Below are 23,568 nucleotides of genomic sequence, written 5' to 3'. Positions count from 1 at the left end.
CGCTGCAAGCAGCGTTCAAATCTGCTCCCGGCAGATTTGTCACCCCAGTCACTGACCTTATGTCAGCTCCTGGGGATGAACGAACTTGCCGCCTAGCTGCAACTTGAAACCTATTGGGTATATAATCCTTTCAGCAGCGAAGGGGCAGAGTTATCTGCTTCGTCCCAAAAGGGCGCAACCAACACGTTGTGCCCTGTTTTTTTATCGGCAGCGGTGGATCCTTAATGAAACAGGCAACGTTCTATCTAATCGAACAGGCGGAACCGGCGGGCGCGCTCAGCGCCCATGAGGCCGTAGCCTGCGCCGTTGCCGCCGAGCGTTGGCGTTCCGGCAAGCGGGTGCTGATCGCCTGCGAGAGCCAGGAACAGGCCCAGCGGCTGGACGAAGCGCTGTGGCAGCGCGAGCCCCATCAGTTCGTGCCGCACAACCTGGCCGGCGAAGGGCCGCACTACGGCGCCCCGGTGGAGCTGTGCTGGCCCGGCAAACGCGGCAATGCCCCGCGCGATCTGCTGATCGCCCTGCTGCCGCAGTTTGCAGATTTTGCTACCGCTTTCCATGAAGTGGTAGACTTCGTCCCTTACGAAGACACCCTGAAACAGTTGGCGCGCGACCGTTACAAAGCCTATCGCAGCGTCGGCTTCCATTTGACCACGGCTACGCCGCCAACTCACTGAACAACGATATAAAATGGAAAAGACAAACAGTCAGCTCGACACCGCATACGACCCAAAACAGATCGAACAGAAGCTGTACGATCACTGGGAAGGCCAGGGTTACTTCAAGCCGAACGGCGACACCAGCCAGGAAAGCTTCTGCATCATGATCCCGCCGCCGAACGTCACCGGCAGCCTGCACATGGGCCACGCGTTCCAGCAGACCATCATGGACACCATGATCCGCTACCAGCGCATGCAGGGTAAAAACACCCTGTGGCAGGCCGGTACCGACCACGCCGGCATCGCCACCCAGATGGTGGTGGAGCGCAAGATCGCCGCGGAAGAAGGCAAAACCCGCCACGACTACGGCCGCGATGCGTTCATCGAAAAAATCTGGCAGTGGAAAGCGGAATCCGGCGGCACCATCACCCGCCAGATGCGCCGCCTGGGCAACTCCGTGGACTGGGAGCGCGAGCGCTTCACCATGGACGAAGGCCTGTCGAACGCGGTGCGCGAAGTGTTTGTCCGCCTGCACAAAGAAGATCTGATCTACCGCGGCAAGCGCCTGGTGAACTGGGATCCTAAACTGCGCACCGCCATCTCCGATCTGGAAGTGGAAAACCGCGAGTCCAAAGGCTCCATGTGGCACCTGCGCTACCCGCTGGCCGACGGCGCCAAAACCGCCGAGGGCAAAGACTATCTGGTGGTGGCCACCACCCGTCCGGAAACCGTGCTGGGCGACACCGGCGTGGCGGTCAACCCGGAAGACCCGCGTTACAAGGACCTGATCGGCAAAGAGATCGTTCTGCCGCTGGTCGGCCGCCGCATCCGCATCGTCGGCGACGAGCACGCCGACATGGAAAAAGGCACCGGCTGCGTGAAGATCACCCCGGCGCACGATTTCAACGACTACGAAGTCGGCAAACGCCACGGCCTGCCGATGATCAACATCCTGACCTTCGACGGCGACATCCGCCAGGAAGCCGAGGTGTTCAACACCCTGGGCGAAGTCTGCGCCGACTACTGCAGCGAGATCCCGGCCGAGTTCCGCGGCCTGGAGCGTTTCGCCGCGCGCAAGGCGGTGGTGGCGGCCTTCGAGCAGCTGGGCCTGCTGGCAGAGATCAAACCGCACGACCTGACGGTGCCTTACGGCGACCGCGGCGGCGTGGTGATCGAGCCGATGCTGACCGACCAATGGTACGTGCGCACCGCGCCGCTGGCCAAAGTGGCGGTGGAAGCGGTCGAGCAAGGCGAGATCCAGTTCGTGCCGAAGCAGTACGAAAACATGTACTTCAGCTGGATGCGCGACATTCAGGACTGGTGCATCTCGCGCCAGCTGTGGTGGGGCCACCGCATCCCGGCCTGGTACGACGTGAACGGCAAAGTCTACGTCGGCCGCAGCGAAGAAGAAGTGCGCAGCGAGAACAACCTGGGCGCCGACGTGGCGCTGACCCAGGACGAAGACGTGCTGGACACCTGGTTCTCCTCCGGCCTGTGGACCTTCTCCACCCTGGGCTGGCCGGAGCAGACCGAAGCGCTGAAAACCTTCCACCCGACCAGCGTGATGGTCAGCGGCTTCGACATCATCTTCTTCTGGATCGCGCGCATGATCATGCTGACCATGCACTTCATCAAGGATGAAAACGGCAAGCCGCAGGTGCCGTTCAAGACCGTCTACATGACCGGCCTGATCCGCGACGACGAAGGCCAGAAGATGTCCAAGTCCAAGGGTAACGTCATCGATCCGCTGGACATGGTCGACGGCATCTCGCTGGAAGACCTGCTGGAAAAACGCACCGGCAACATGATGCAGCCGCAGCTGGCGGAGAAAATCCGCAAGCGCACCGAGAAGCAGTTCCCGAACGGCATCGAGCCGCACGGCACCGACGCCCTGCGCTTCACCCTGGCGGCGCTGGCCTCGACCGGCCGCGACATCAACTGGGACATGAAGCGCCTGGAAGGCTACCGCAACTTCTGCAACAAGCTGTGGAACGCCAGCCGCTTCGTGCTGATGAACACCGAAGAGCATGACTGCGGCTTCAACGGCGGCGATAAAGTGCTGTCGCTGGCGGACCGCTGGATCCTGGCCGAATTCAACCGCACGGTGAAAGCCTACCGCGAAGCGCTGGACACCTATCGCTTCGATCTGGCGGCCAACATTCTGTACGAATTCACCTGGAACCAGTTCTGCGACTGGTACCTGGAGCTGACCAAGCCGGTGGTGAGCAACGGCAGCGAAGCGGAACAGCGCGGCACCCGCCACACGCTGATCACCGTGCTGGAAGCGCTGCTGCGCCTGGCGCACCCGATCATTCCGTTCATCACCGAGACCATCTGGCAGCGCGTGAAGCCGCTGACCGGCAGCGCCGCAGACACCATCATGCTGCAGCCGTTCCCGGCCTACGACGCCGCGCTGGAAGACGAGCAGGCGCTGAACGATCTGGAGTGGATCAAGCAGGCGATCACCGCGGTGCGCAACATTCGCGCCGAGATGAACATCGCGCCGAGCAAGCAGCTGGACGTGCTGCTGCGCAACTGCAGCGCCGACGCCCAGCGCCGCCTGCAGGAAAACCAGAGCTTCATCGCCCGCCTGGCGCGCCTGTCCTCCATCGCGCCGCTGCCGGCCGGTGAGAAAGGCCCGGTCTCCGTCACCAAGCTGGTGGACGGCGCCGAGCTGCTGATCCCGATGGCCGGCTTTATCGACAAAGACGCCGAGATCGCGCGTCTGGCGAAAGAGATGGGCAAGCTGGATGCGGAAATCGCCGCCATCGAAGGCAAGCTGGCCAACGAAGGCTTCGTGGCGCGCGCGCCGGAAGCGGTGGTCGCCAAAGAGCGCGACCGTCTGGCGGCCTGCAAGGAAGGCAAGGTGAAGCTGCAGGAACAGCAGGCGACCATCGCCGCGCTGTAATTTGCCGGCTTGCGCCAACGGTTGAAAACAGCGGGGATTTCCCCGCTGTTTTTTTATCGCCGTTGCGTCTGGCCCAGCTTCAGTGTTATTACAAAGTACTCATGAATGCCGCATGGACGCCGCCGGGAAATAAACCCGGCGCGTTTCGCGCTGCGATAAAAATAAACCAGGTCTCTGTTAATTTATGGCGAGTGTAAACATGACAACAGCAACCCCAGTGCGTTTTCTGGTGCGCCCAATAACGGCTGAAGACAATGCCGCTATTGCTAACGTCATTCGCGAAGTCTCCGCCGAGCATGGCCTGACGGCGGATAAAGGCTATACCGTCTCCGATCCCAACCTGGACGCCCTGTATCAGCTCTACAGCCTGCCGCGCAGCGCTTACTGGGTGATCGAGGTCGACGGCCGGATCGCCGGCGGCGGCGGCGTTGCGCCGCTGCAGGGCGGCGAAGACGACGTTTGCGAACTGCAGAAAATGTATTTCCTGCCGATATTGCGCGGCAAGGGATTGGCGAAACGCCTGGCGCTGCAGGCGCTGGACTTCGCCCGCCAGCACGGCTTCCGCCGTTGTTATTTAGAAACCACCGCCAGCCTGACGCAGGCCGTCGGGCTGTATGAGCATTTGGGCTTCGAGCACATCGGCCACGCCATGGGCGCCACCGGCCACGTCGACTGCGAAGTCACCATGCTGAAAACCCTGTAAGCGCAGGGCGCGTTCAACGGGGGCGCAGCCTGCCGCGCCCCTTTTTCATTAACATGAACATCAATCGGAAAAATTCGCGATAACCTCGTTTTTCAAGCAGATAAACTGAGCTTAAAATCAACGAGGCAAATTTAATGTGAAGTTCGTTAATAAATTAACGATCGCAAATTGACCACCTTCCTCCCTGCGTTACTCTGCCAGCATCCCTATCGCGCACGGAGAGCTGTCATGTCGGAAAACTCATTTGATTACATTATCGTTGGCGCCGGTTCCGCCGGCTGCGTGCTGGCGGCGCAGCTGATCCGCCGCACCCAGGCGCGGGTGCTGCTGCTGGAGGCGGGCGGCGACGACAATAACCTGTTTATCAAAATGCCGGCCGGCGTGGCGAAGATCATCGCCAAGAAAAGCTGGCCGTACGAGACCGAGCCGGAGCCGCACGCCAACAACCGCCGCATGCAAATCGCCCAGGGCAAGGTGCTGGGCGGCAGCAGCTCGGTCAACGGCATGATCTACATCCGCGGCCAGCGGCAGGATTACGACGAATGGGCCGAGCGCTACGGCTGCGCCGGCTGGGGCTATCAGGACCTGCTGCCCTACTTCAAGCGCGCCGAGGCCAACGAAAGCCTGTCCGACGGCTATCACGGCGGCGAAGGGCTGCTGCCGGTCAGCGAGAACCGCTACCGCCACCCGCTCAGCATGGCGTTTATCCGCGCCGGCCAGGAGCTGAACCTGCCCTACCGCAACGACTTCAACGGCGACAGCCAGCACGGCGTCGGCTTCTACCAGACCACCACCCGCAACGGCGAGCGCGCCAGCACCGCCCGCACCTACCTGAAGGCGGTGCGCGACGAGCGGCGGCTGGTGGTGAAGCTGAACGCGCTGGTGCACCGGCTGACCTTCGACGGCAACGTCGCCACCGGCGTGGTCTACAGCCAGAACGGCGGCGCCGAGGTCGGCGCGCAGGCCACGCGGGAAGTGATCGTCAGCGCCGGGGCGGTCGGCTCGCCGAAGCTGCTGATGCTGTCGGGCATCGGCCCGCGCGAACACCTGCAGCAGCTGGGCATCGAGGTGCGGGCGGATCTGCCGGTCGGCAAGAACTTCCACGATCACCTGCATATGTCGATCAACGTCAGCACCCGCGAGCCGATCAGCCTGTTCGGCGCCGATCGCGGCCTGCAGGCGCTGGGCCACGGCGCGCAGTGGCTGGCGTTCCGCAGCGGCGTGCTCAGCTCCAACGTGCTGGAAGGCGCCGCCTTCAGCGACAGCCTGGGCGACGGCCGGCCGGACGTGCAGATCCACTTCCTGCCGCTGCTCGACAGCTGGGACGACGTGCCCGGCGAGCCGCTGCCGAATATCCACGGCTTCACGCTGAAGGTCGGCTATCTGCAGCCGAAGGCGCGCGGCGAGGTGCAGCTGCGCAGCCGCAACCCGGCCGATCCGGTCAAGCTGCAGGCCAACTACCTCGGCCACCCGGAGGATCTGGCCGGCAGCGTGCGCGCGGTGAAGTTCGGCCTGCGTTTCCTGCAGACCGAGGCGCTGAAACCGCTGATCAAAGACCTGTTGATGCCGCAGCCGGAATGGACCCGCGACGAGGCGCAGCTGGAGGCGTTCGTGCGCAACTTCTGCAAGACGGTGTATCACCCGGTGGGCAGCTGCCGCATGGGCCCGTCGCCGCAGGACTCGGTGACCGATCTGCAGCTGCGGGTGCACGGTTTTGAACGGCTGCGGGTGATCGACTGCTCGGTGATGCCGCAGGTGACCAGCGGCAACACCAATGCGCCGACCATCATGCTGGCGGAAAAGGCGGTGGATTTGCTGCTGGGCGCCCCGCAATAACCGAGCGCCCGGGCAATCAGGCGGCGGCGGGCACGCCGCTGTGGAAGCGCAGCTCGCTGTCCGGCGCCAGGATCAGCTCGGCTTCGATGCGGCCGAAATGCGCCACCCGTTCGCTGATGTCGCCGCCGGCGATCTGTTCCGCCAGCTGCAGGTAATCCTGGTAATGGCGCGCTTCGGATCGCAGCAGCGAGACGTAAAAGCGGTTGAGCTCGTCGTCCAGATGCGGCGCCAGCCTGGCGAAGCGCTCGCAGGATCGCGCCTCGATGTAGGCGCCGCAGATCAGTTTGTCGATCAACGTGGCCGGATCGTGGGTGCGGATCTCGCGGATCATGCCCTTGGCGTAGCGGCTGGCGGTGATCTTGCGGTACGCGATGCCGCGCGCCTGCATGATCTCCAGCACCTGCGAGAAGTGATGCAGCTCTTCTTTGATCAACAACACCATTTTATCCGCCAGATCCTGGCCGTAGGCCGAGCCGTTTTTCGGCAGGATTTTGCGGGTGAACTGGCCCTGCCGGAACAACGCCTCCGGCACGCCCTGCGCCTCGTGCAGAAACGCCTCGTAGGGCCGCAGCAACGCCAGCAGCGCGTCGCCGCTCTCTTTGTCCGCCACGTAGCGGCGGATCAGCCACATGCCGGTCTGCGCCGCCTTCAGCTCGCACACCATATGGTCGGTCAGCAGCAGCTGCAGGTTTTCCGGGCGGCGCGCGGCGTCGATCCAGGCATCTGGGGTTTCGCAGTGCAGGAAGTTTAAAATCGGGGCTAACAGGGATCGGTATGTCATGTCGTTTATCAGGGGCCGACGAGAGCCGGCCCGCAGGGTTAATTAGTGGCGTTTGCCGTCGTCGTCTTCGTCGATGAAGTCACCGTCTTCGTCATCCTCGCCGTCGTCTTCGCCGTTCGGATCTTCAAAGTAGGTGCCCCAGCCGTCGTAGTTGACGCCGCAGCGTTCCGCCAACGCCACCAGCTGCTCGACCTGGGTGTCGATCAGCTCGGCGTTCAGGCCGACTTCGCTGATCACGTCGCAGCACATCACCAGTGAACCGTCTTCCACTTCCAGCTCTTCGGCGTCGGTCACTTCGTAGCCCAGCTTGAAGGCTTCAACGGCGGCCTGCTCCAGAACTTCAAACTTCTCGGCGGAGAGATGGTGCTCGATAGTGTAGAGCGCGTCCGGATCGCTGCCGTCTTCCAGCAGTTCTTCGATGATCAGGCGGGTCTCTTCACGTTGTTCTTCCAGCAATTCGCGGTTTGCCATGCCTATATCCTCAAGTCAAATGGCCTTTATTCCTTCTATTTTCACACAGCGCCGACATTGCTTCCACGATAAACGTGAAAGATTTCTCCCTCGGGGTTGAAATTGAATATTCATACATATAAAGTGAATTTTAATTCAATTAAACAATCAGGACATCCGGCAATGAGCACCAGCAACCCGTTCTACAGACGTCACTTTCTGAGGTTAATGGATTTCACCCCCGCGGAGCTGCAGGCGCTGCTGGCGTTGGCGGCCGATCTGAAGCAGGCCAAGCGGCAGGGCCGGGAAAAACGCCGGCTGCAGGGCAAAAACATCGCGCTCATCTTCGAAAAAGACTCGACCCGCACCCGATGCTCTTTCGAAGTTGCCGCATTCGATCAGGGCGCCCAGGTGACCTACCTCGGCCCGAGCGGCAGCCAGATCGGCCATAAGGAGTCGATGAAGGACACCGCCCGGGTGCTGGGCCGCATGTACGACGGCATTCAGTACCGCGGCTACGGCCAGCAGCTGGTGGAAACCCTGGCCAACCACGCCGGCGTGCCGGTGTGGAACGGGCTGACCGACGAGTTCCACCCGACCCAGCTGCTGGCGGACCTGCTGACGGTGCAGGAGCAGCTGCCGGGCAAGGCGCTGAACCAGGTGAAGTTCGCCTACGTCGGCGACGCGCGCAACAACATGGGCAACACCCTGCTGGAGGCCGCCGCGCTGGCGGGCATGGATCTGCGGCTGGTGGCGCCGAAGGCCTGCTGGCCGCAGGCGGAGCTGGTGGCCGAGTGCCGGGCGCTGGCGCAGCGCACCGGCGCCAAGATCACCCTGACCGAAGATATCGCCGAAGGGGTGAAGGACGCCGACTTCCTGTATACCGACGTATGGGTGTCGATGGGCGAGCCGAAAGAAACCTGGCGCGAGCGCATCGCGCTGCTGAAGCCGTATCAGGTCAACATGGCGATGGTGAAGCTGACCGGCAACCCGAACGTCAAGTTCCTGCACTGCCTGCCGGCCTTCCACGACGACCAGACCACCCTCGGCAAGCAAATGGCGGAACAGTACGGCCTGCACGGCGGCATGGAGGTCACCGACGAGGTGTTCGAATCGCCGCACAGCGTGGTGTTCGATCAGGCGGAAAACCGGCTGCACACCATCAAGGCGGTGCTGGTCGCCACCCTCAGCGACACGATTTAAAACCTATTGCCGGGGCGCGTCACGCAAAGGCAACGGGGAGCGCAGGCGACATCGCGCTCCCTGCCCCCCTCCGCCCTTCCGGCAACCTTCCCCAATGCGCCCAGGCAATTCCCGGCATATCAAATAACCGCTAGACCTTTGCCAACCTAGGGCTAAGCTTCTACTCTGATGCGAAAAACAACGATAACAAACACTTCTCGGCGCCATGCCTGGCGCCTTCAGGGGATACACATCGATGAAAACCAAAATCTTGCCGCTGTTAATGCTTGCCGCCCTGCCCGCCGCCGCACCGGCCGCGACCCCGCCGAACACCCTGGTGGTGGTGCAATCGCTGGATGACATCGTCAGCCTCGATCCGGCGGAAGCCAACGAACTCTCCAGCATCCAGACGGTGCCGAGCCTGTATCAGCGGCTGGTGCAGGCGGATCGCGATAACCCGGCCAAGGTGGCGCCGGTGCTGGCGGAGAGCTGGCAAAGCGACGCCGCGGCGAAAACCCTGACGGTGAAGCTGCGCCCGCAGGCGGCGTTCGCCTCCGGCAATCCGCTGACCGCCGACGACGTGATCTTCTCCTACGGCCGCGCGGTGAAAATGAACAAGTCGCCGGCGTTTATCCTCAACGTGCTCGGCTGGCAGCCGGACAATATCGACGCGCAGCTGAAGAAGATCGACGCGCATACGATCCAACTGAGCTGGAGCGCCGACGTCAGCCCGGCGGTGGCGCTGAACATTCTCTCTACGCCGATCGCCTCGATCGTCGACAGCAAAGCGGCGCTGGCCAACGTTAAAGACGGCGACTACGGCAACGCCTGGCTGAAAATGCACTCAGCCGGCAGCGGCCCGTTCAAGATGCGCGTCTACCAGCCGCATCAGGCGATCGTGCTGGACGCCAACCCAGGCTCGCCGGGCGACAAGCCGCAGCTGAAGAGCATCATCATCAAAAACGTGCCGGACCCGGCCACCCGCCGCCTGCTGATCCAGCAGGGCGACGCCGACATCGCGCGCGAGCTGGGCGCCGACCAGACCGACACGCTGAAGAACCAACCGGGCGTTAAGGTGCTGGAGATCCCGTCCGCCGAGCAGAACTACCTGGTGTTCAACACCGGCAACGGCGCCAACCCGCTGCTGAACAACCCGGCCTTCTGGGAAGCGGCGCGCTACCTGATCGATTATCAGGGCATTACCCAGGATCTGCTGAAGGGCCAGTACTTCGTGCATCAAAGCTTCCTGCCGGTCGGGCTGCCGGGCGCGCTGGAAACCAACCCGTTCAGCTTCGATCCGGCCAGGGCCAAGGCGATCCTGGCCAAGGCCGGCATCAGCGACGCGTCCTTCACGCTGGACGTGGAGAACAAGCCGCCGTTCATCACCATCGCCCAGGCGCTGCAGGCCAGCTTCGCCGCCGCCGGCGTGAAGGTGGAGCTGCTGCCGGCCGCCGGCAGCCAGGTGTATTCGCGGGTGCGCGCCAAGCAGCATCAGGCGGCGATCCGCCTGTGGATCCCGGATTACTTCGACGCCCACTCCAACGCCAGCGCCTTCGCCTACAACGACGGCAAGGCCAGCACGGTCGCCGGGTTGAACGGCTGGCGGATCCCACAGCTGAACCGGCAGACGCTGGCGGCGGTGGCCGAAGCCGATCCGGCCAAGCGCAGCGCGCTGTATGCCGCCATGCAGCAAGAGCTGCAGCGCAGCTCGCCGTACGTGTTTATCGACCAGGCCAAGACCGAAGTGGTGCTGCGCGACAACGTCAAGGGCTACCGGCAGGGGCTGAACGCCGACATGGTCTACTACGATCGCGTCAGCAAATAAGCGCCGGCCAATCGATTGCGAAAGCGCAAAAATCGACGTTTTAGCGCTTGCAGTGGCGAAAAGCGCGAGTATAATGCGCGACAATTTGCCAGGAGAAAGCATGAAAAACGACGTTTGTTTTGTTAGCCACAACCGACAAAACCGACTGCCAATCGGCGGCCAGCTGCCGTTGTTTCTCCTGTTGCCAAACCGATCGTTTCAAGCCCCTCGTTGAGGGGCTTTTTTTTGCCTTAAGAATATCGAAAAGAAGTCCCGCGCCACGGGCACGCGTCGAGGAGAGTGAAAAATGGCCAACCCGCTGTATCACAAACATATCATCTCTATTAACGATCTCAGCCGCGAGGATCTGGAGCTGGTGCTGCGCACCGCCGCCAGCCTGAAGGCGCACCCGCAGCCGGAGCTGTTGAAACACAAGGTGATCGCCAGCTGCTTCTTCGAAGCCTCGACCCGTACCCGCCTGTCGTTCGAAACCTCGATGCACCGCCTGGGCGCCTCGGTGGTGGGCTTCGCCGACGGCAGCAACACCTCGCTGGGCAAGAAAGGCGAAACTCTGGCCGACACCATCTCGGTGATCGGCACCTACGTCGACGCCATCGTGATGCGTCACCCGCAGGAGGGCGCGGCGCGCATGGCGTCCGAGTTTTCCGGCGGCATTCCGGTGCTCAACGCCGGCGACGGCGCCAACCAGCACCCGACCCAGACCCTGCTGGACCTGTTCACCATTCAGGAAACCCAGGGCCGCCTGAACAACATCAACATCGCCATGGTGGGCGACCTGAAATACGGCCGCACCGTGCACTCGCTGACCCAGGCGCTGGCCAAGTTCGAAGGCAACCGCTTCTACTTTATCGCCCCGCCAGCGCTGGCGATGCCGACCTATATCCTGAAGATGCTGGAAGAAAAAGGCATCGAATACAGCCTGCACGGCAGCATCGAAGAGGTGGTGCCGGAGCTGGATATTCTCTACATGACCCGGGTGCAGAAAGAGCGTCTCGACCCTTCCGAATACGCCAACGTGAAGGCGCAGTTCGTCCTGCGCGCCGCGGATCTGGCCGGCGCGCGCGACAACCTGAAGGTGCTGCACCCGCTGCCGCGCATCGACGAGATCACCACGGACGTGGACACCACGCCGTACGCCCACTACTTCCAACAGGCGGGCAACGGCATCTTCGCCCGCCAGGCGCTGCTGGCGCTGGTATTAACCGCAGATTTGGCTCTTTAAGGGGGGAACCGTCATGACTCACGATAACAAACTGCAGGTCGAAGCGATCAAATGCGGTACGGTGATTGACCATATTCCGGCGCAGGTAGGCTTCAAGCTGCTGACGCTGTTCAAGCTGACCGCCACCGATCAGCGCATCACCATCGGCCTGAACCTGCCCTCCAACGAGCTGGGCCGCAAAGACCTGATCAAGATCGAGAACACCTTCCTGACCGAGCAGCAGGCCAACCAGCTGGCGATGTACGCGCCGAAGGCCACGGTAAACCGCATCGACAACTACGAGGTGGTGCGCAAGCTGACCCTCAGCCTGCCGGACCATATCGACGGCGTGCTGACCTGCCCGAACGGCAACTGCATCAGCCGCAGCGAGCCGGTGGCCTCGAGCTTCAGCGTTAAATCGCGCGACGGCGACGTGCACCTGAAGTGCCGCTACTGCGAGAAAGAGTTCGAGCATCAGGTGGTGCTGCAGGCGGATTGAAATCTGCTCATTTACCGGGGCGGCGCTGTTAATCCGTGCGTCACTCCCTATAATGGAATGCCGTAGAGAACGCATGTATTCGTCCCCTACGGTGATCGCACGCAGCCAACAACGCTGCGGTTTGAAAGACAAATGGCATACCCAAAATAATTGGAGTTGCATCAAGGCGGCAAGGGAGCGCATCCCGATGAGCTTACTGGAGTAAGTGATTCGGGTAAGTGAGCGCAGCCAACACAGAGGCAGCTTCAAGTATGACGGGTATATATAGGAGAAAAAATGTCACGTAACATCAGCACTGAACTCGCCCCGGCAGCCATTGGTCCTTACGTGCAGGGCGTTGATCTGGGCAGCATGATCATCACTTCCGGCCAGATCCCGGTCGATCCGAAAACCGGCGCAGTTGCCGACGACGTCACCGCTCAGGCACGCCAGTCGCTGGAAAACGTGAAGGCGATCGTCGAAGCCGCCGGCCTGAAAGTGGCCGACATCGTGAAAACCACGGTGTTCGTCAAAGACCTGAACGACTTCGCCACCGTCAACGCCGCATACGAAGCCTTCTTCAGCGAGCACAGCGCGCCGTTCCCGGCCCGTTCCTGCGTCGAAGTGGCCCGTCTGCCGAAAGACGTGAAGATCGAGATCGAAGCCATCGCCGTTCGTCGTTAATCCACGATAGCGCACAACGGTCAGCCCCGGCTGGCCGTTTTCATTTGCCGACGCTGAACCATCAACGACCATCCACGCCCCCATTCGCCCCGTTTCAAGGCATCCCCACCCGGCCTTGCACCCAAAGCGTGCTTTTTGCCGCCTGAAACGCGCCATTTCCGCCCCTTTCTCACCTTGGCACATTTTATGCTCGATTGATTGACAGCCTGCAATGTCGACGAGGTGACGATGCTGAATATCAATCTGTCCGCTTCACCGTTTTTTGATGAGATGCTTCTGGCTGAGGGGAAACACCGGGGCCATTACGCAGCTTACTGGCATTGGCTGCAGCAGGCCGACCACCAGGCCGTGCAACGCAAGCGGGAAGAGGCCGCGCTGCTGTTTCACCGGGTGGGCATTACCTTTAACGTCTATGGCGAAGACGACGGCGCCGAGCGGCTGATCCCGTTCGACAGCGTGCCGCGCATCATCCCGGCCGCCGAATGGGCGATGCTCGATCGCGGCATTCGCCAGCGCGTGCAGGCGCTGAACGCCTTCCTGCACGATATCTACCACCAGCAGCACATTCTGAAAGCCGGCATCATTCCGGCGGAGCAGGTGCTGGCCAACGATCAATATCAGCCCTGCATGCAGGGCGTCGATCTGCACCGCAATATCTATGCGCATATCGTCGGCGTGGACATGGTGCGCAACAGCGACGGCCAGTACTACGTGCTGGAGGACAACCTGCGCACCCCGTCCGGGGTTTCCTACATGCTGGAAAACCGCAAAATGATGATGCGGCTGTACCCCGAGCTGTTCGCCCGGCAGCGCATCGCGCCGGTGGAGCGCTACCCCTCGCACCTGCTGCAGACCCTGCGCGAAAGCTCGCCGAAAAACGATCCGACCGTGGTGGTGCTGACGCCCGGCCGCTTCAACAGCGCCTACTTCGAGCACAGCTTCCTGGCGCAGCAGATGGGGGTGGAGCTGGTGGAAAGCGCCGACCTGTTCGTCAAGGACGGCGCGGTGTTTATGCGCACCACCGCCGGGCCGTGCAAGGTCGACGTGATCTACCGCCGGGTGGACGACGCCTTCCTCGATCCGCTGGCGTTCCGCCCGGATTCGATGCTCGGCGTGCCGGGGCTGCTGTCGGTGTACCGCGCCGGCAACGTGGTGCTGGCCAACGCCATCGGCACCGGGGTGGCCGACGACAAGTCGATCTACCCCTATGTGCCGGACATGGTGCGTTTCTATCTGCAGGAAGAGCCGATCCTCAACAACGTGCCGACCTGGCAGTGCCGGCACCCGAACGAGCTGTCGTACGTGCTGGCCAACCTGGAGCAGATGGTGGTGAAAGAGGTGCACGGCGCCGGCGGCTACGGCATGCTGATCGGCCCGGCGGCCAGCAAGGACGAGATCGCCACCTTCCGCGCGCTGCTGCAGGCCCGGCCGCAGAACTACATCGCGCAAAACACCCTGGCGCTCTCCACCTGCCCGACCTTCGTCAACGACGGCCTGGCGCCGCGCCATATCGACCTGCGGCCGTTCGCCCTGAGCGGCGCGGAGATCCGCCTGGTGCCCGGCGGCCTGACCCGGGTGGCGCTGGCGGAAGGTTCGCTGGTGGTGAACTCGTCGCAGGGCGGCGGCACCAAGGACACCTGGGTATTGGAGGACGACGCATGCTGAGCCGCACCGCCAGTGAACTCTATTGGATGGCCCGCTATCTGGAGCGGGCGGAAAGCATCGCCCGGGTGCTCGACGTTACCAACAAGCTGTCGATGATGCCGATCCGCGACGGCGGCGATCGGGATCTGCAGGTGCCGCTCGATCTTACCGGCACCGGCCAGCTGTACGCCGCCGCCTACCCCGAGCTGACGATGGCCAACCTGGTGAGTTTCTTCGCCCTAGACAGCCGCAACCACAGCAGCATCTACAGCTGCCTGCAGATGGGCTGGAACAACGCCCACGCGGTGCGCGGCAGCCTGTCTTCCGAAGTCTGGGAGAGCATCAACGCCACCTGGATCGAGATGAAGCTGATCCGCCGCCAGGGCATCGGTTCGGTCGGCGCCGACGCCTTCTTCGACTGGGTGAAGGAGCGCTCGCACCTGTTCCGCGGCGCGATGTTCGGCACCCTGCTGCGCAGCGACGCCATGTGCTTTATTCGCCTCGGCACCCTGCTGGAGCGGGCCGACGGCACCGCCCGCCTGCTGGGGGTGAAGAACGCGCTGATGGACGGCGACGGCGACCCGGTGCGCGAATACTACCGCATGGACACGCTGCTGCGGGCGGTGAGCGCGCGCGAAGCCTATCACAGCATCTACAAGCAGCAGCTGAGCCGGGAAACCATCGCCGAGCTGATGATCCTGCGCAACGAGATCCCGCGCTCGCTGCTGGCCTGCGTCGGCGACATGGTGCAGCAGTTGGAGCAGATCGGCGGCGACAGCGCCAATCGGCCGCGCCGCCTGGCGCACACCCTGCACGCCGAGCTGCGCTTCAGCAGCATGAAGGATCTGAACCGGATCGGCCTGAACGACTGGCTGGACGCCTTCCTCGGGCAGGTCAGCGGCATTGCCGAAAGCATTCACCACACCTATCTGGAGGCGCAATGAAACTGAACATTGAGCACAGCACCCATTACCGCTACGCGCAGCAGGTGCAGCGCAGCACCCAATACCTGCGGCTGACGCCGCAGAATTCCCGGCACCAGCGCATTCTCTCCTGGCAGCTGACGCTGCCGGAGCACGCGGTGCGCACCACCGACGCCTTCGGCAACGTGCTGCACGTGCTGACGCTCGACGAGCCGCATCAGGCGATCACCATTCAGGCGCAGGGGGTGGTGGAAATCGAAGACGACGTCGACGATCTGGCGCTGGGCCATCTGTCGCCGCTGGTGTTCCTGCGCTACAGCCCGCTGACCCAGCCCGACGCCGCCATCCAGGCCTTCGCCCTGCGCTACCACCAGCCGCAGGCGGTGCTGGCCGGGTTGGAACGGCTGATGGGCGAGCTGCTGCTGAAAATGCCCTACAGCCCGGGCGCCACCCAGGTGACCGACAGCGCCGTCGACGCCTTCGCCACCGGCAGCGGGGTCTGCCAGGATCATACCCACGTATTTCTGGCCTGCTGCCGCAGCCTGAACATTCCGGCGCGCTACGTCAGCGGCTATCTGTACAGCGAAGACTCCACCCACGTCGCCACCCACGCCTGGGCGGAGGCCTGGGTGGAAGACCGCTGGCACAGCTTCGACATTACCAACAACACCCGCCTGCCGAATCAGCACCTCAAACTGGCGGTGGGCATCGATTACCTGGACGCCTGCCCGGTGCGCGGCATGCGGCTGGGCGGCGGCTGCGAGGACATGCGCACCGTCGCCGCGGTGCAGATGATGCCGGCCGGCCAGTAGCCGCTTGCCGCCGGCGCAAGTTTCGGGCACGCTGGCGTTTGGCGGCGTGCCAGTCTTGTATCGAGGAATTGTGGTATGACCTATTGTGTGGCCATGCGCTTGTCGTCCGGGCTGGTCTTTGCTTCCGATTCGCGCACCAACGCCGGGGTGGACCATATCTCCACCTTCCGCAAACTGCACGTGTTCCAGCAGGACGGCGAACGCACGCTGGTGCTGCAGAGCGCCGGCAATCTGGCGACCACCCAGAGCATCATCAGCCTGCTGCTGCGCCGCAGCCAGGACGCCGAGCGCCCCAGCCTGCTCAACGCGCCCAGCCTGTACGAAGCCGCCAGCCTGGTGGGCGAAACGGTGCGCGAAGTGATCCAGCGCGACAGCGAGGCGCAGCAGAGCGGCAGCACCACCGACTTCAGCTGCAACCTGCTGCTCGGCGGCCAGATCCGCGGCGAAGAGATGCGGCTGTTCCATATCTACCCGCAGGGCAACTTTATCGAAGCCACCCGCGACACCCCCTACTTCCAGATCGGCGAAAGCAAATACGGCAAGCCGATCATCGACCGGGTGCTGAACTACGACACCCCGCTGGAGCAGGCGATGCAGTGCGCGCTGATCTCGCTGGATTCGACCCTGCGCAGCAACCTGTCGGTCGGCCTGCCGCTCGACGTGATGATCTACCCGCGCGGCAGCTTCAGCAGCGCCCAGCAATACCGCATCACCGAAGATCACCCGCACTTCAGCGCCATCCGCAAAGGCTGGGGCGAAGGGCTGGTCAGCATTTTCAAACAGCTGCCGCCGCTGGCGCTTTAAGGGCTCGGCCTGCCGCGCCCCGCCACGGTTATTCCGCCCGCAGGCCGCGCAGCAGCGCCTCCAGCGGATACACCGCCGCGATCACCACCTCGTCGCGCACCTGCGCCGCCGCATCCAGCTGCCGCTGTGCCTGTTCGGCCTCGGCGCCGCTCAGCGGTTTGCCCTGCCGGTAGCGCTCCAGCAGCATCAGCCCCAGCGTCGACAGCGCGCCGACGTCCTGCGCCACCGGCGCCAACGCCTGCATCACCCGGTTGCCGGCGATCGACGTTTTTGCCGGCGCGCCGTTCAGCTGCCAGCGCAGCAGGCGTTCGCGCAGCGCCTGCGCCGCCGCCCGGTTGTTCTTGTCCCGCAACAGCGCCGCCACCTGCTGCCCCATCTCGCGCACCGCGTTGCTTTCCGGCGGCAGGGCGTCGGCGAAGCGATTGAGCGGCTCGAACTGATGATAATTGCCCGCCTTGAACTTCAGGTGCTGGCGGGTGTAGTACTGCGCCGGCTCCAGCGCCTCGGCCAGGATCTGCAGCGGCGCGATCTCCACGCTGTTGGCCAGCCGGGTGAACTCGCGCGCGGTTTCGGCGTGCTGCTGCAGGCCGACCGACACCACCGACCAGGCGTCGATCGCCGCCAGCCGCCGGTACATGTTGCTTTCGTCGGTGACGTCTTTAGCCGACCACAGCCGCTCCGCCACCGCAAAGCCGCGCGGCCACAGCTTGAGATCGAGCAGCGGCGCGCGAACGTTTTCCGCCCACAGCGCCGCCTCGCCGCCGAGAATATTGGCCTGCCGCTTCTCGCCCGGCAACACCGGCGCTTTGCCCGGCGGGACAGCCGCCAATTTGCTGCCGCTGGTGGGGTAACGCACGTTGCCGACCAGCGTGTAGCCGCTGAGCTTATCCTGCTGCAGGGTGAATACCGGCCGCGTGTCGCCCATCCAGGTGTCGAGACGGAAGCTGACCTGCTGCGGCGTGCGCCAGACGATGTCGTGCAGCGCGCGGCGCGACTTGCCGTCGAAGTCGATAAAACCGCGCCAGCCCTGCCGGCCCTCGATCAGGGTAAAGCTGCCCGCCACCGCGCTGCCCTTCAGGCGCGGCATGCTGAACCGCCAGCTCTGCGCCTGCTCGCCGGGCTGTACCGCGGTTTCCACCCCCAACGGCTGCGGCAGGATTTCATTGCGGTAGTGATAGGCGGTGCTCTGCGGCTGGTCGACGTAGAAACCGGTCGACAGAATGCCCTGATAGCCGTCCTGCGCGCTGGCGCCGAGCGAATCCTGTCCCTGCCAGGACTGGATCACGATCGAACGCGGCAGCGACGGGTGATAAATCTCGTCCCAGCCGACCATCTGCCGCTGGTGCTTCTCGAGGATTTTTTCCAGCCGCTGGTTGAAGTAGGCCTGCAGCGCGTGGGTATCCGCCAGCTGATGTCGCCGCATGAACGCCTGAATGGACGGCGACGCTTTCCACTGGCTGGCGTCGACCTCATCGCCGCCGATATGCAGATAAGGATCCGGGAAGATCGCCGCCAGTTCGCCGATGATCGTCTCGACAAACCGATAAACCTCGTCGCGGGTCGGATCGAGCGTCGGCTTGTGTACGCCCCACTGGCGCTCCATGCGGTACGGCCCCGGCGCGCTCATCAGCGCCGGGTAGGCCACCGCGATGCTCGCGGCGTGCCCCGGCAGGTCGATCTCCGGCACCACGCGGATGCCGCGCGCCGTGGCGTAGGCCACCACCTGCCGCATCTGCTCGCGGCTATAGAACTGGCCGTCGCTGGCCAGCCGTTGCAGTTTGGGGTAACGCTGCGAGGCGAAGCGCCAACCCTGATCGTCGGTCAGGTGCCAGTGGAAGACGTTGAGCTTGGCCGCCGCCATGCCGTCGAGCTGGCGCAAAATATCCGTCACCGGCAGGAAATGGCGCACCGAATCCAGCAGCACGCCGCGCCACGGGAAACGCGGCACGTCGGTGATGTTCACCAGCGGCAGGAAGGTGTTTTCTCCGTCGGTCTGCAGCAGCTGCAGCAGGGTTTCCATGCCGCGCAGCGCGCCGAAGCGGGTGTTGGCGGTGAGGGTAACCCCCTGCGGGGCGACCGTCAGCCGGTAGCTCTCGTCGCTGCCCGGCAGCGGCTGCGCCGCCACTTTGTCTTTGATGACGATGTCGATGGCCGCGCCCCCGGCGCTTTCCGCCTGCGGCGCCAGGGTCCAGCCGGTTTGCAGTTCGATGCGCTGGCGCCAGCGCGGCAGCGCGTCGCCCAGGTCGTCGCCCTGCAGGCTTAACGACAGCCGGTGATCCAGCGCCAGCCTGCCCGCCGGTTGAGCCGGCTCAACCTGCTGCGGCCAGGGCATCAGCGGCAGCTCGCCGGCCGGCTGCGCCAGCACGCCGCAAGAAAACCATAACGATGAAGCCAGTAGCGTATAACGGAAAGGTCTGCGCATCGGAAATTCCTCAGAGGAAAACATCAATAAAAACAGCCAACGCTGTAGATAAAGACCGAGGATAAAACCGATGTCCAACTGCGGCGGTGAAAAAGCGGGCTGGATCACAATCGCCCCTCTTCCGTGCGGAAGAGAGGCGCGGAGATTATTGCCAGCCGTAGCGGCGCACGAACCAACCCTTCACGCACTGGGTCAGCACCATGTAGCCCGCCAGGATCAGCACCAGCCATGGGAAGTAGCCGAGCGGCAGCGCCTGCAGCTGCAGGAAACCGGCCAGCGGCGAGAACACCAGGCCGATGCCGGTCACGATCACCGCCAGGGTCATGATGCACAGCGGCCAGGACGGGCGGCTCTGGATAAACGGAATTTTGCGCGTGCGGATCATATGCACGATCAGCGTCTGCGACAGCAGCCCTTCAACGAACCAGCCGGACTGGAACAGCGTCTGCATTTCCGGCGTATTGGCCTTGAACACCCACCACATCAGGCCGAAGGTCAGCACGTCGAAGATCGAGCTGATCGGCCCAAAAAACACCATAAAGCGCCCGATATCGCCGGAGTTCCAGCGCTGCGGCCGGGTTATCTGATCGTCGTCGACGTTGTCGAACGGGATGGCGATCTGCGAAATATCGTACATCAGGTTCTGGATCAGCAGGTGCAGCGGCAGCATCGGCAGGAACGGCAGGAAGGCGCTGGCGATCAACACGCTGAACACGTTGCCGAAGTTGGAGCTGGCGGTCATCTTGATGTACTTCAGCATGTTGGCGAAGGTGCGGCGCCCTTCAATCACCCCTTGTTCCAGCACCATCAGGCTTTTTTCCAGCAGGATGATGTCCGCCGCTTCCTTGGCGATGTCCACCGCCGAGTCGACGGAGATGCCGATATCGGCCGCGCGCAGCGCCGGCGCGTCGTTGATGCCGTCGCCCATAAAGCCCACCACGTGCCCCTGGCCGCGCAGCAGTTTAACGATGCGTTCCTTATGCAGCGGCGTCAGCTTGGCGAACACCGTGGTGTGCGCCGCCGCCTGCGCCAGCTGCTCGTCGCTCATCCGTTCGATTTCCGGCCCGCACAGCGGATGATCCGCCTCCAGCCCGACGTCGCGACACACCTTGGCGGCCACCAGCGCGTTGTCGCCGGTGAGGATCTTCACCCTGATGCCGTTTTGCTTCAGCGCCGCCAGCGCCGGAGCGGTGCTCTCTTTCGGCGGATCGAGAAAGGCGACGTAACCTTCGAGGATCAGATCCGACTCATCCGCCACGCCGTATTCATGGGGTTGCGCCGGCAGGATCTTGTTGGCCACCGCCACCACCCGCAGCCCCTGCTGGTTGAGAGCGTCGGTAATGCGGCGAATGCGCGCCAGCAGCGCCTCGCTGAGCGGCTGAACCTCATCGCCCTGCCGCACGTGGCGGCAGACAGCCAGCATTTCCTCCAGCGCGCCCTTGCACACCAGCTCGTGATAGTGGTTGTCCCTGGCCACCACCACCGACATGCGGCGGCGTTCGAAATCAAACGGGATCTCGTCCACTTTGCGGTAGTGCTGCAGCGCCTCCGGCTGGCGGTTTTGCTCCGCGCAGCTCAGCACCGCCACGTCGAGCAGATTTTTCAGCCCGGTCTGGTAGAAGCTGTTGAGCCAGGCGTAGCGCAGCACCCGCTCGCTGCTGGCGCCAAACACGTCGGTGTGGCGCTCCAGCACGATTTTGTCCTGGGTCAGGGTGCCGGTTTTATCGGTGCACAGGATGTCCATGGCGCCGAAGTTCTGGATGGCGTCCAGCCGTTTGACGATCACCTTCTGGCGCGACAGCTTCACCGCCCCTTTGGCCAGCGTCGAGGTGACGATCATCGGCAGCATTTCCGGCGTCAGCCCGACCGCCACCGACAGCGCAAACAGCGCCGCCTCCCACCAGTCGCCCTTGGTGTAGCCGTTGATCAGCAGCACGATCGGGGTCATCACCAGCATAAAGCGGATCAGCAGCCAGCTGACCTTGCCGATGCCGGTCTGGAAGGCGTTCGGCTGCTCGTCCTGGCTGGTGACGCGCTGCGCCAGCTGGCCGAAGTAGGTGTCGCCGCCGGTGCCGATCACCATCGCCAGCGCGGTGCCGCTCACCACGTTGGTGCCCATGAAGCACAGGTTGCGGCAGTCGAGCGGATCCTCCGCCCGCTCGCCCGGCGCGGCGCCCTTCTCCACCGGCAGGGATTCGCCGGTCAGCGCCGCCTGGCTGATAAACAGATCCTTGGCCGACAGCACGCGCAGATCCGCCGGGATCATGTCGCCGGCCGCCAGCTTGATGATGTCGCCCGGCACCAGCTGCGAGATCGGCAGTTCAACATGCTCGCTTTTGCCGGTGATCGCGTCGCTGCGGTAAACCGTGGCGGTATTGCTGACCATCGCCTTCAGCGCATCCGCCGCCCGGTTGGAGCGCGCCTCCTGAATGAAATTCAGCAGCGTGGAGATCGCCACCATCAGGGCGATCACCAGCGCGCCGGTCAGATCCTCGGTGGCGTAAGAGATCATGCCGAGCGCGGTCAGCAACAGGTTGAACGGGTTGCGATAGCAGTGCCACAGGTGTTGCCACCAGGCCTCTTGCTGCCGATCGTCGATGATGTTTTCGCCGCAGCGCCGGCGCGCCAGCTCCGCCTCGTGGGCGGTGATGCCTTCCGGGTGGCTGTGAAAACGTTCGTACAGCGCCATGGCATCGGCGGCGGCGCACGCCAGGCGCTGCTGCGCCAGACCGGCCGGCATGGCGGCATTCGCCGCGCCACTGACGCCATCGAGCAGGCTGTCGCGCCGCACCAGGCGGCGCGGCAGGTTGCGGCTGAGCATGCCCAGCAGCTGACGGGGAAGTTTTTTGAGTTTCATGGTTCGCACCTCGTCGCCCGGCGCCTCACGGCGGCGGGTGAACGCGGGACCGCCCGGGGCCAGGTTTTGGGCGCGCCAAAAACCGCTGCCGGAGCAGATCCTTGTTTTTCATAACAGCAGGAGCGAACGACAGAGCGTGCGCTACCGGTTACCGTTTACATCACCGGTAAAACAGCAGCGCCAGGCGGAGAGGTTTTACCGGTAAACCGAGTGAGTGTCTAAAGCGGTCGGATCGGGGTCCATATGGGGAATAACCTCCGGTAAATGAAAAGATCGAACGACAGGAGCGGCCGTTCAGCGCAGTGCCACAATCGCCGCATTGCATCAAGATCCCGGGGGGAAAATAGGCTATGCTGACGAGCATTAATCACAGGCGGCAAGTTTACGCCTGTTAACCTCAACGAAATGTAAACCATGCAAAACCGGCTGACCATCAAGGACATCGCACGCCTGAGCGGCGTAGGAAAATCCACCGTATCGCGCGTGTTGAACAACGAAGGCAGCGTGAGCCCGCAGACCCGCGAACGGGTGGAAGCGGTGATCCGTCAGCAGGGGTTTACCCCCTCCAAGTCGGCGCGCGCCATGCGCGGCCAAAGCGACAAGGTGGTGGGCATTATCGTTTCGCGCCTCGATTCGCCGTCGGAAAACCAGGCGGTGCGCACCATGCTGCCGCTGCTGTATCAGCAGGGCTTCGACCCGATCGTGATGGAGAGCCAGTTCGAAACCCGCCTGGTGCAGGAACACCTGCACGTGCTGCAGCAGCGCAACGTCGACGGGGTGATCCTGTTCGGCTTCACCGGGCTGAGCGCGGCGATGCTCAGCCCCTGGCAGGAAAAAATGGTGGTGATGGTGCGCGAGTACGACGGCTTTTCTTCCGTTTGCTACGACGACGCCGGCGCGGTCAACCTGCTGATGGACCGCCTGCATAAACAGGGGCATCGACATATCAGCTACCTCGGCGTGCAGCTGAGCGACGCCACCACCGGCCAGCGCCGCTATCAGGCCTATCTCGCCGCCTGCGAGCGCCTGCAGCTGGCGCCGCGCGCGGCCCTGGGCGAACTGAATTACCAGAGCGGCTTCCAGCGCGCCGCCGAGGTGATCGACCCGCAAACCAGCGCGCTGATCTGCGCCTCCGACAGCATCGCCCTGGGCGCCATCAAATACCTGCAGCAGCAGCCTGCGCAGCGCATTCAGGTGTGCGCCATCGGCAACACCCCGCTGCTCAGCTTCCTGTTCCCCGACACCCTGTCGGTCGAATTCGGCTACGGCAGCGCCGGCTTGCAGGCGGCGCAACAGCTGCTGGCTCAGCTCAGCGGCGAGCAAGGCATTCGGCGCATTGTGGTGCCCAGCAAACTTTCCTGAGTGAAAAATGCACATATTTTGTCATTTTGTGATCCTCGCC

18 protein-coding genes are annotated in these 23,568 nt (G+C 63.4%); 14 read left to right on the top strand and 4 right to left on the bottom strand.

What is annotated here, in order from left to right; genetic code table 11:
- The first annotated feature begins 224 nt into the window (after positions 1-224).
- The 4 genes from CKW09_RS02885 (at position 225) to CKW09_RS02870 (ending at position 6,103) form a co-directional block, all read left to right on the top strand.
- Positions 225-674, top strand: coding sequence for a DNA polymerase III subunit chi (locus CKW09_RS02885; protein WP_095095538.1), 450 nt, complete (start codon positions 225-227; stop codon positions 672-674).
- A gap of 13 nt (positions 675-687) precedes the next feature.
- Positions 688-3,564 (top strand): valine--tRNA ligase, encoded by a 2,877-nt coding sequence (locus tag CKW09_RS02880; RefSeq protein ID WP_095095535.1) that lies wholly within the window; start codon positions 688-690, stop codon positions 3,562-3,564.
- 199 nt (positions 3,565-3,763) lie between these two features.
- Positions 3,764-4,267, top strand: coding sequence for a GNAT family N-acetyltransferase (locus CKW09_RS02875; RefSeq protein WP_061800574.1), 504 nt, complete (start codon positions 3,764-3,766; stop codon positions 4,265-4,267).
- Between the two features lie 228 nt (positions 4,268-4,495).
- Positions 4,496-6,103 carry a GMC family oxidoreductase gene (locus CKW09_RS02870; RefSeq protein ID WP_095095532.1) on the top strand — a complete coding sequence of 536 codons (1,608 nt, stop codon included), beginning with the start codon at positions 4,496-4,498 and terminating at the stop codon, positions 6,101-6,103.
- Positions 6,104-6,119: 16 nt separating this feature from the next.
- Here CKW09_RS02870 and miaE read toward each other — a convergent pair whose 3' ends face one another.
- Positions 6,120-6,884: a tRNA isopentenyl-2-thiomethyl-A-37 hydroxylase MiaE gene (gene miaE / locus CKW09_RS02865; protein ID WP_061800578.1), complete on the bottom strand. Its 765-nt coding sequence runs from the start codon at positions 6,882-6,884 to the stop codon at positions 6,120-6,122.
- A gap of 42 nt (positions 6,885-6,926) precedes the next feature.
- Complete coding sequence (rraB, locus tag CKW09_RS02860; RefSeq protein WP_061800579.1) at positions 6,927-7,355, bottom strand: ribonuclease E inhibitor RraB; 429 nt, start codon at positions 7,353-7,355, stop codon at positions 6,927-6,929.
- A gap of 162 nt (positions 7,356-7,517) precedes the next feature.
- Between rraB and argF the strand changes: the two genes are divergently transcribed.
- The 9 genes from argF (at position 7,518) to CKW09_RS02815 (ending at position 16,887) form a co-directional block, all read left to right on the top strand.
- Positions 7,518-8,537 (top strand): ornithine carbamoyltransferase, encoded by a 1,020-nt coding sequence (gene argF, locus CKW09_RS02855; protein WP_061800580.1) that lies wholly within the window; start codon positions 7,518-7,520, stop codon positions 8,535-8,537.
- Positions 8,538-8,772: 235 nt separating this feature from the next.
- Positions 8,773-10,341 carry an ABC transporter substrate-binding protein gene (locus CKW09_RS02850; RefSeq protein ID WP_061800581.1) on the top strand — a complete coding sequence of 523 codons (1,569 nt, stop codon included), beginning with the start codon at positions 8,773-8,775 and terminating at the stop codon, positions 10,339-10,341.
- Positions 10,342-10,627: 286 nt separating this feature from the next.
- The gene (gene pyrB / locus CKW09_RS02845) at positions 10,628-11,563 is read left to right on the top strand and encodes an aspartate carbamoyltransferase (RefSeq protein ID WP_061800583.1); all 936 of its coding nucleotides are present in this window, start codon (positions 10,628-10,630) and stop codon (positions 11,561-11,563) included.
- Positions 11,564-11,576: 13 nt separating this feature from the next.
- A complete protein-coding gene (gene pyrI / locus CKW09_RS02840; protein WP_061800584.1) occupies positions 11,577-12,041 on the top strand; it encodes an aspartate carbamoyltransferase regulatory subunit in 465 nt (154 codons plus the stop codon).
- Positions 12,042-12,317: 276 nt separating this feature from the next.
- On the top strand, positions 12,318-12,704 hold the full coding sequence (gene ridA / locus CKW09_RS02835; protein ID WP_095095529.1) for a 2-iminobutanoate/2-iminopropanoate deaminase: 387 nt from the start codon (positions 12,318-12,320) through the stop codon (positions 12,702-12,704).
- A 228-nt stretch (positions 12,705-12,932) separates the two neighbouring features.
- Positions 12,933-14,369 carry a circularly permuted type 2 ATP-grasp protein gene (locus CKW09_RS02830; RefSeq protein ID WP_061799793.1) on the top strand — a complete coding sequence of 479 codons (1,437 nt, stop codon included), beginning with the start codon at positions 12,933-12,935 and terminating at the stop codon, positions 14,367-14,369.
- On the top strand, positions 14,363-15,292 hold the full coding sequence (locus CKW09_RS02825; RefSeq protein WP_095095527.1) for an alpha-E domain-containing protein: 930 nt from the start codon (positions 14,363-14,365) through the stop codon (positions 15,290-15,292). Before CKW09_RS02830 ends, CKW09_RS02825 begins: the two co-directional genes overlap by 7 nt.
- A complete protein-coding gene (locus CKW09_RS02820; protein WP_095095525.1) occupies positions 15,289-16,083 on the top strand; it encodes a transglutaminase family protein in 795 nt (264 codons plus the stop codon). Before CKW09_RS02825 ends, CKW09_RS02820 begins: the two co-directional genes overlap by 4 nt.
- A gap of 75 nt (positions 16,084-16,158) precedes the next feature.
- On the top strand, positions 16,159-16,887 hold the full coding sequence (locus tag CKW09_RS02815) for a proteasome-type protease (protein WP_061799797.1): 729 nt from the start codon (positions 16,159-16,161) through the stop codon (positions 16,885-16,887).
- Positions 16,888-16,915: 28 nt separating this feature from the next.
- Here the strand turns inward: CKW09_RS02815 and CKW09_RS02810 are convergent, their stop codons facing one another.
- Both CKW09_RS02810 and mgtA read right to left on the bottom strand, forming a co-directional pair.
- Positions 16,916-19,309, bottom strand: coding sequence for a beta-N-acetylhexosaminidase (locus CKW09_RS02810; RefSeq protein ID WP_095099989.1), 2,394 nt, complete (start codon positions 19,307-19,309; stop codon positions 16,916-16,918).
- Positions 19,310-19,454: 145 nt separating this feature from the next.
- Complete coding sequence (mgtA, locus tag CKW09_RS02805; RefSeq protein WP_095095521.1) at positions 19,455-22,166, bottom strand: magnesium-translocating P-type ATPase; 2,712 nt, start codon at positions 22,164-22,166, stop codon at positions 19,455-19,457.
- A 414-nt stretch (positions 22,167-22,580) separates the two neighbouring features.
- Between mgtA and treR the strand changes: the two genes are divergently transcribed.
- Positions 22,581-23,528, top strand: a complete 948-nt coding sequence (gene treR / locus CKW09_RS02800; protein ID WP_095095518.1) for a trehalose operon repressor TreR — start codon at positions 22,581-22,583, stop codon at positions 23,526-23,528.
- Positions 23,529-23,568 lie beyond the last annotated feature (40 nt).

Origin of the sequence: Serratia ficaria (genome assembly GCF_900187015.1) — a bacterium.
GTDB lineage: Bacteria > Pseudomonadota > Gammaproteobacteria > Enterobacterales > Enterobacteriaceae > Serratia > Serratia ficaria.
Note: the sequence above shows the minus strand (reverse complement) of the source record. Positions and strands in the feature narration are given on the sequence as shown.

What these genes read in the sequence shown, in the direction of transcription:
- CKW09_RS02885 (WP_095095538.1), top strand. Translation starts at nt 225, where the DNA reads ATGAAACAGGCAACGTTCTATCTAATCGAACAGGCGGAACCGGCGGGC.
- CKW09_RS02880 (WP_095095535.1), top strand. Translation starts at nt 688, where the DNA reads ATGGAAAAGACAAACAGTCAGCTCGACACCGCATACGACCCAAAACAG.
- CKW09_RS02875 (WP_061800574.1), top strand. Translation starts at nt 3,764, where the DNA reads ATGACAACAGCAACCCCAGTGCGTTTTCTGGTGCGCCCAATAACGGCT.
- CKW09_RS02870 (WP_095095532.1), top strand. Translation starts at nt 4,496, where the DNA reads ATGTCGGAAAACTCATTTGATTACATTATCGTTGGCGCCGGTTCCGCC.
- miaE (WP_061800578.1), bottom strand. Translation starts at nt 6,884, where the DNA reads ATGACATACCGATCCCTGTTAGCCCCGATTTTAAACTTCCTGCACTGC.
- rraB (WP_061800579.1), bottom strand. Translation starts at nt 7,355, where the DNA reads ATGGCAAACCGCGAATTGCTGGAAGAACAACGTGAAGAGACCCGCCTG.
- argF (WP_061800580.1), top strand. Translation starts at nt 7,518, where the DNA reads ATGAGCACCAGCAACCCGTTCTACAGACGTCACTTTCTGAGGTTAATG.
- CKW09_RS02850 (WP_061800581.1), top strand. Translation starts at nt 8,773, where the DNA reads ATGAAAACCAAAATCTTGCCGCTGTTAATGCTTGCCGCCCTGCCCGCC.
- pyrB (WP_061800583.1), top strand. Translation starts at nt 10,628, where the DNA reads ATGGCCAACCCGCTGTATCACAAACATATCATCTCTATTAACGATCTC.
- pyrI (WP_061800584.1), top strand. Translation starts at nt 11,577, where the DNA reads ATGACTCACGATAACAAACTGCAGGTCGAAGCGATCAAATGCGGTACG.
- ridA (WP_095095529.1), top strand. Translation starts at nt 12,318, where the DNA reads ATGTCACGTAACATCAGCACTGAACTCGCCCCGGCAGCCATTGGTCCT.
- CKW09_RS02830 (WP_061799793.1), top strand. Translation starts at nt 12,933, where the DNA reads ATGCTGAATATCAATCTGTCCGCTTCACCGTTTTTTGATGAGATGCTT.
- CKW09_RS02825 (WP_095095527.1), top strand. Translation starts at nt 14,363, where the DNA reads ATGCTGAGCCGCACCGCCAGTGAACTCTATTGGATGGCCCGCTATCTG.
- CKW09_RS02820 (WP_095095525.1), top strand. Translation starts at nt 15,289, where the DNA reads ATGAAACTGAACATTGAGCACAGCACCCATTACCGCTACGCGCAGCAG.
- CKW09_RS02815 (WP_061799797.1), top strand. Translation starts at nt 16,159, where the DNA reads ATGACCTATTGTGTGGCCATGCGCTTGTCGTCCGGGCTGGTCTTTGCT.
- CKW09_RS02810 (WP_095099989.1), bottom strand. Translation starts at nt 19,309, where the DNA reads ATGCGCAGACCTTTCCGTTATACGCTACTGGCTTCATCGTTATGGTTT.
- mgtA (WP_095095521.1), bottom strand. Translation starts at nt 22,166, where the DNA reads ATGAAACTCAAAAAACTTCCCCGTCAGCTGCTGGGCATGCTCAGCCGC.
- treR (WP_095095518.1), top strand. Translation starts at nt 22,581, where the DNA reads ATGCAAAACCGGCTGACCATCAAGGACATCGCACGCCTGAGCGGCGTA.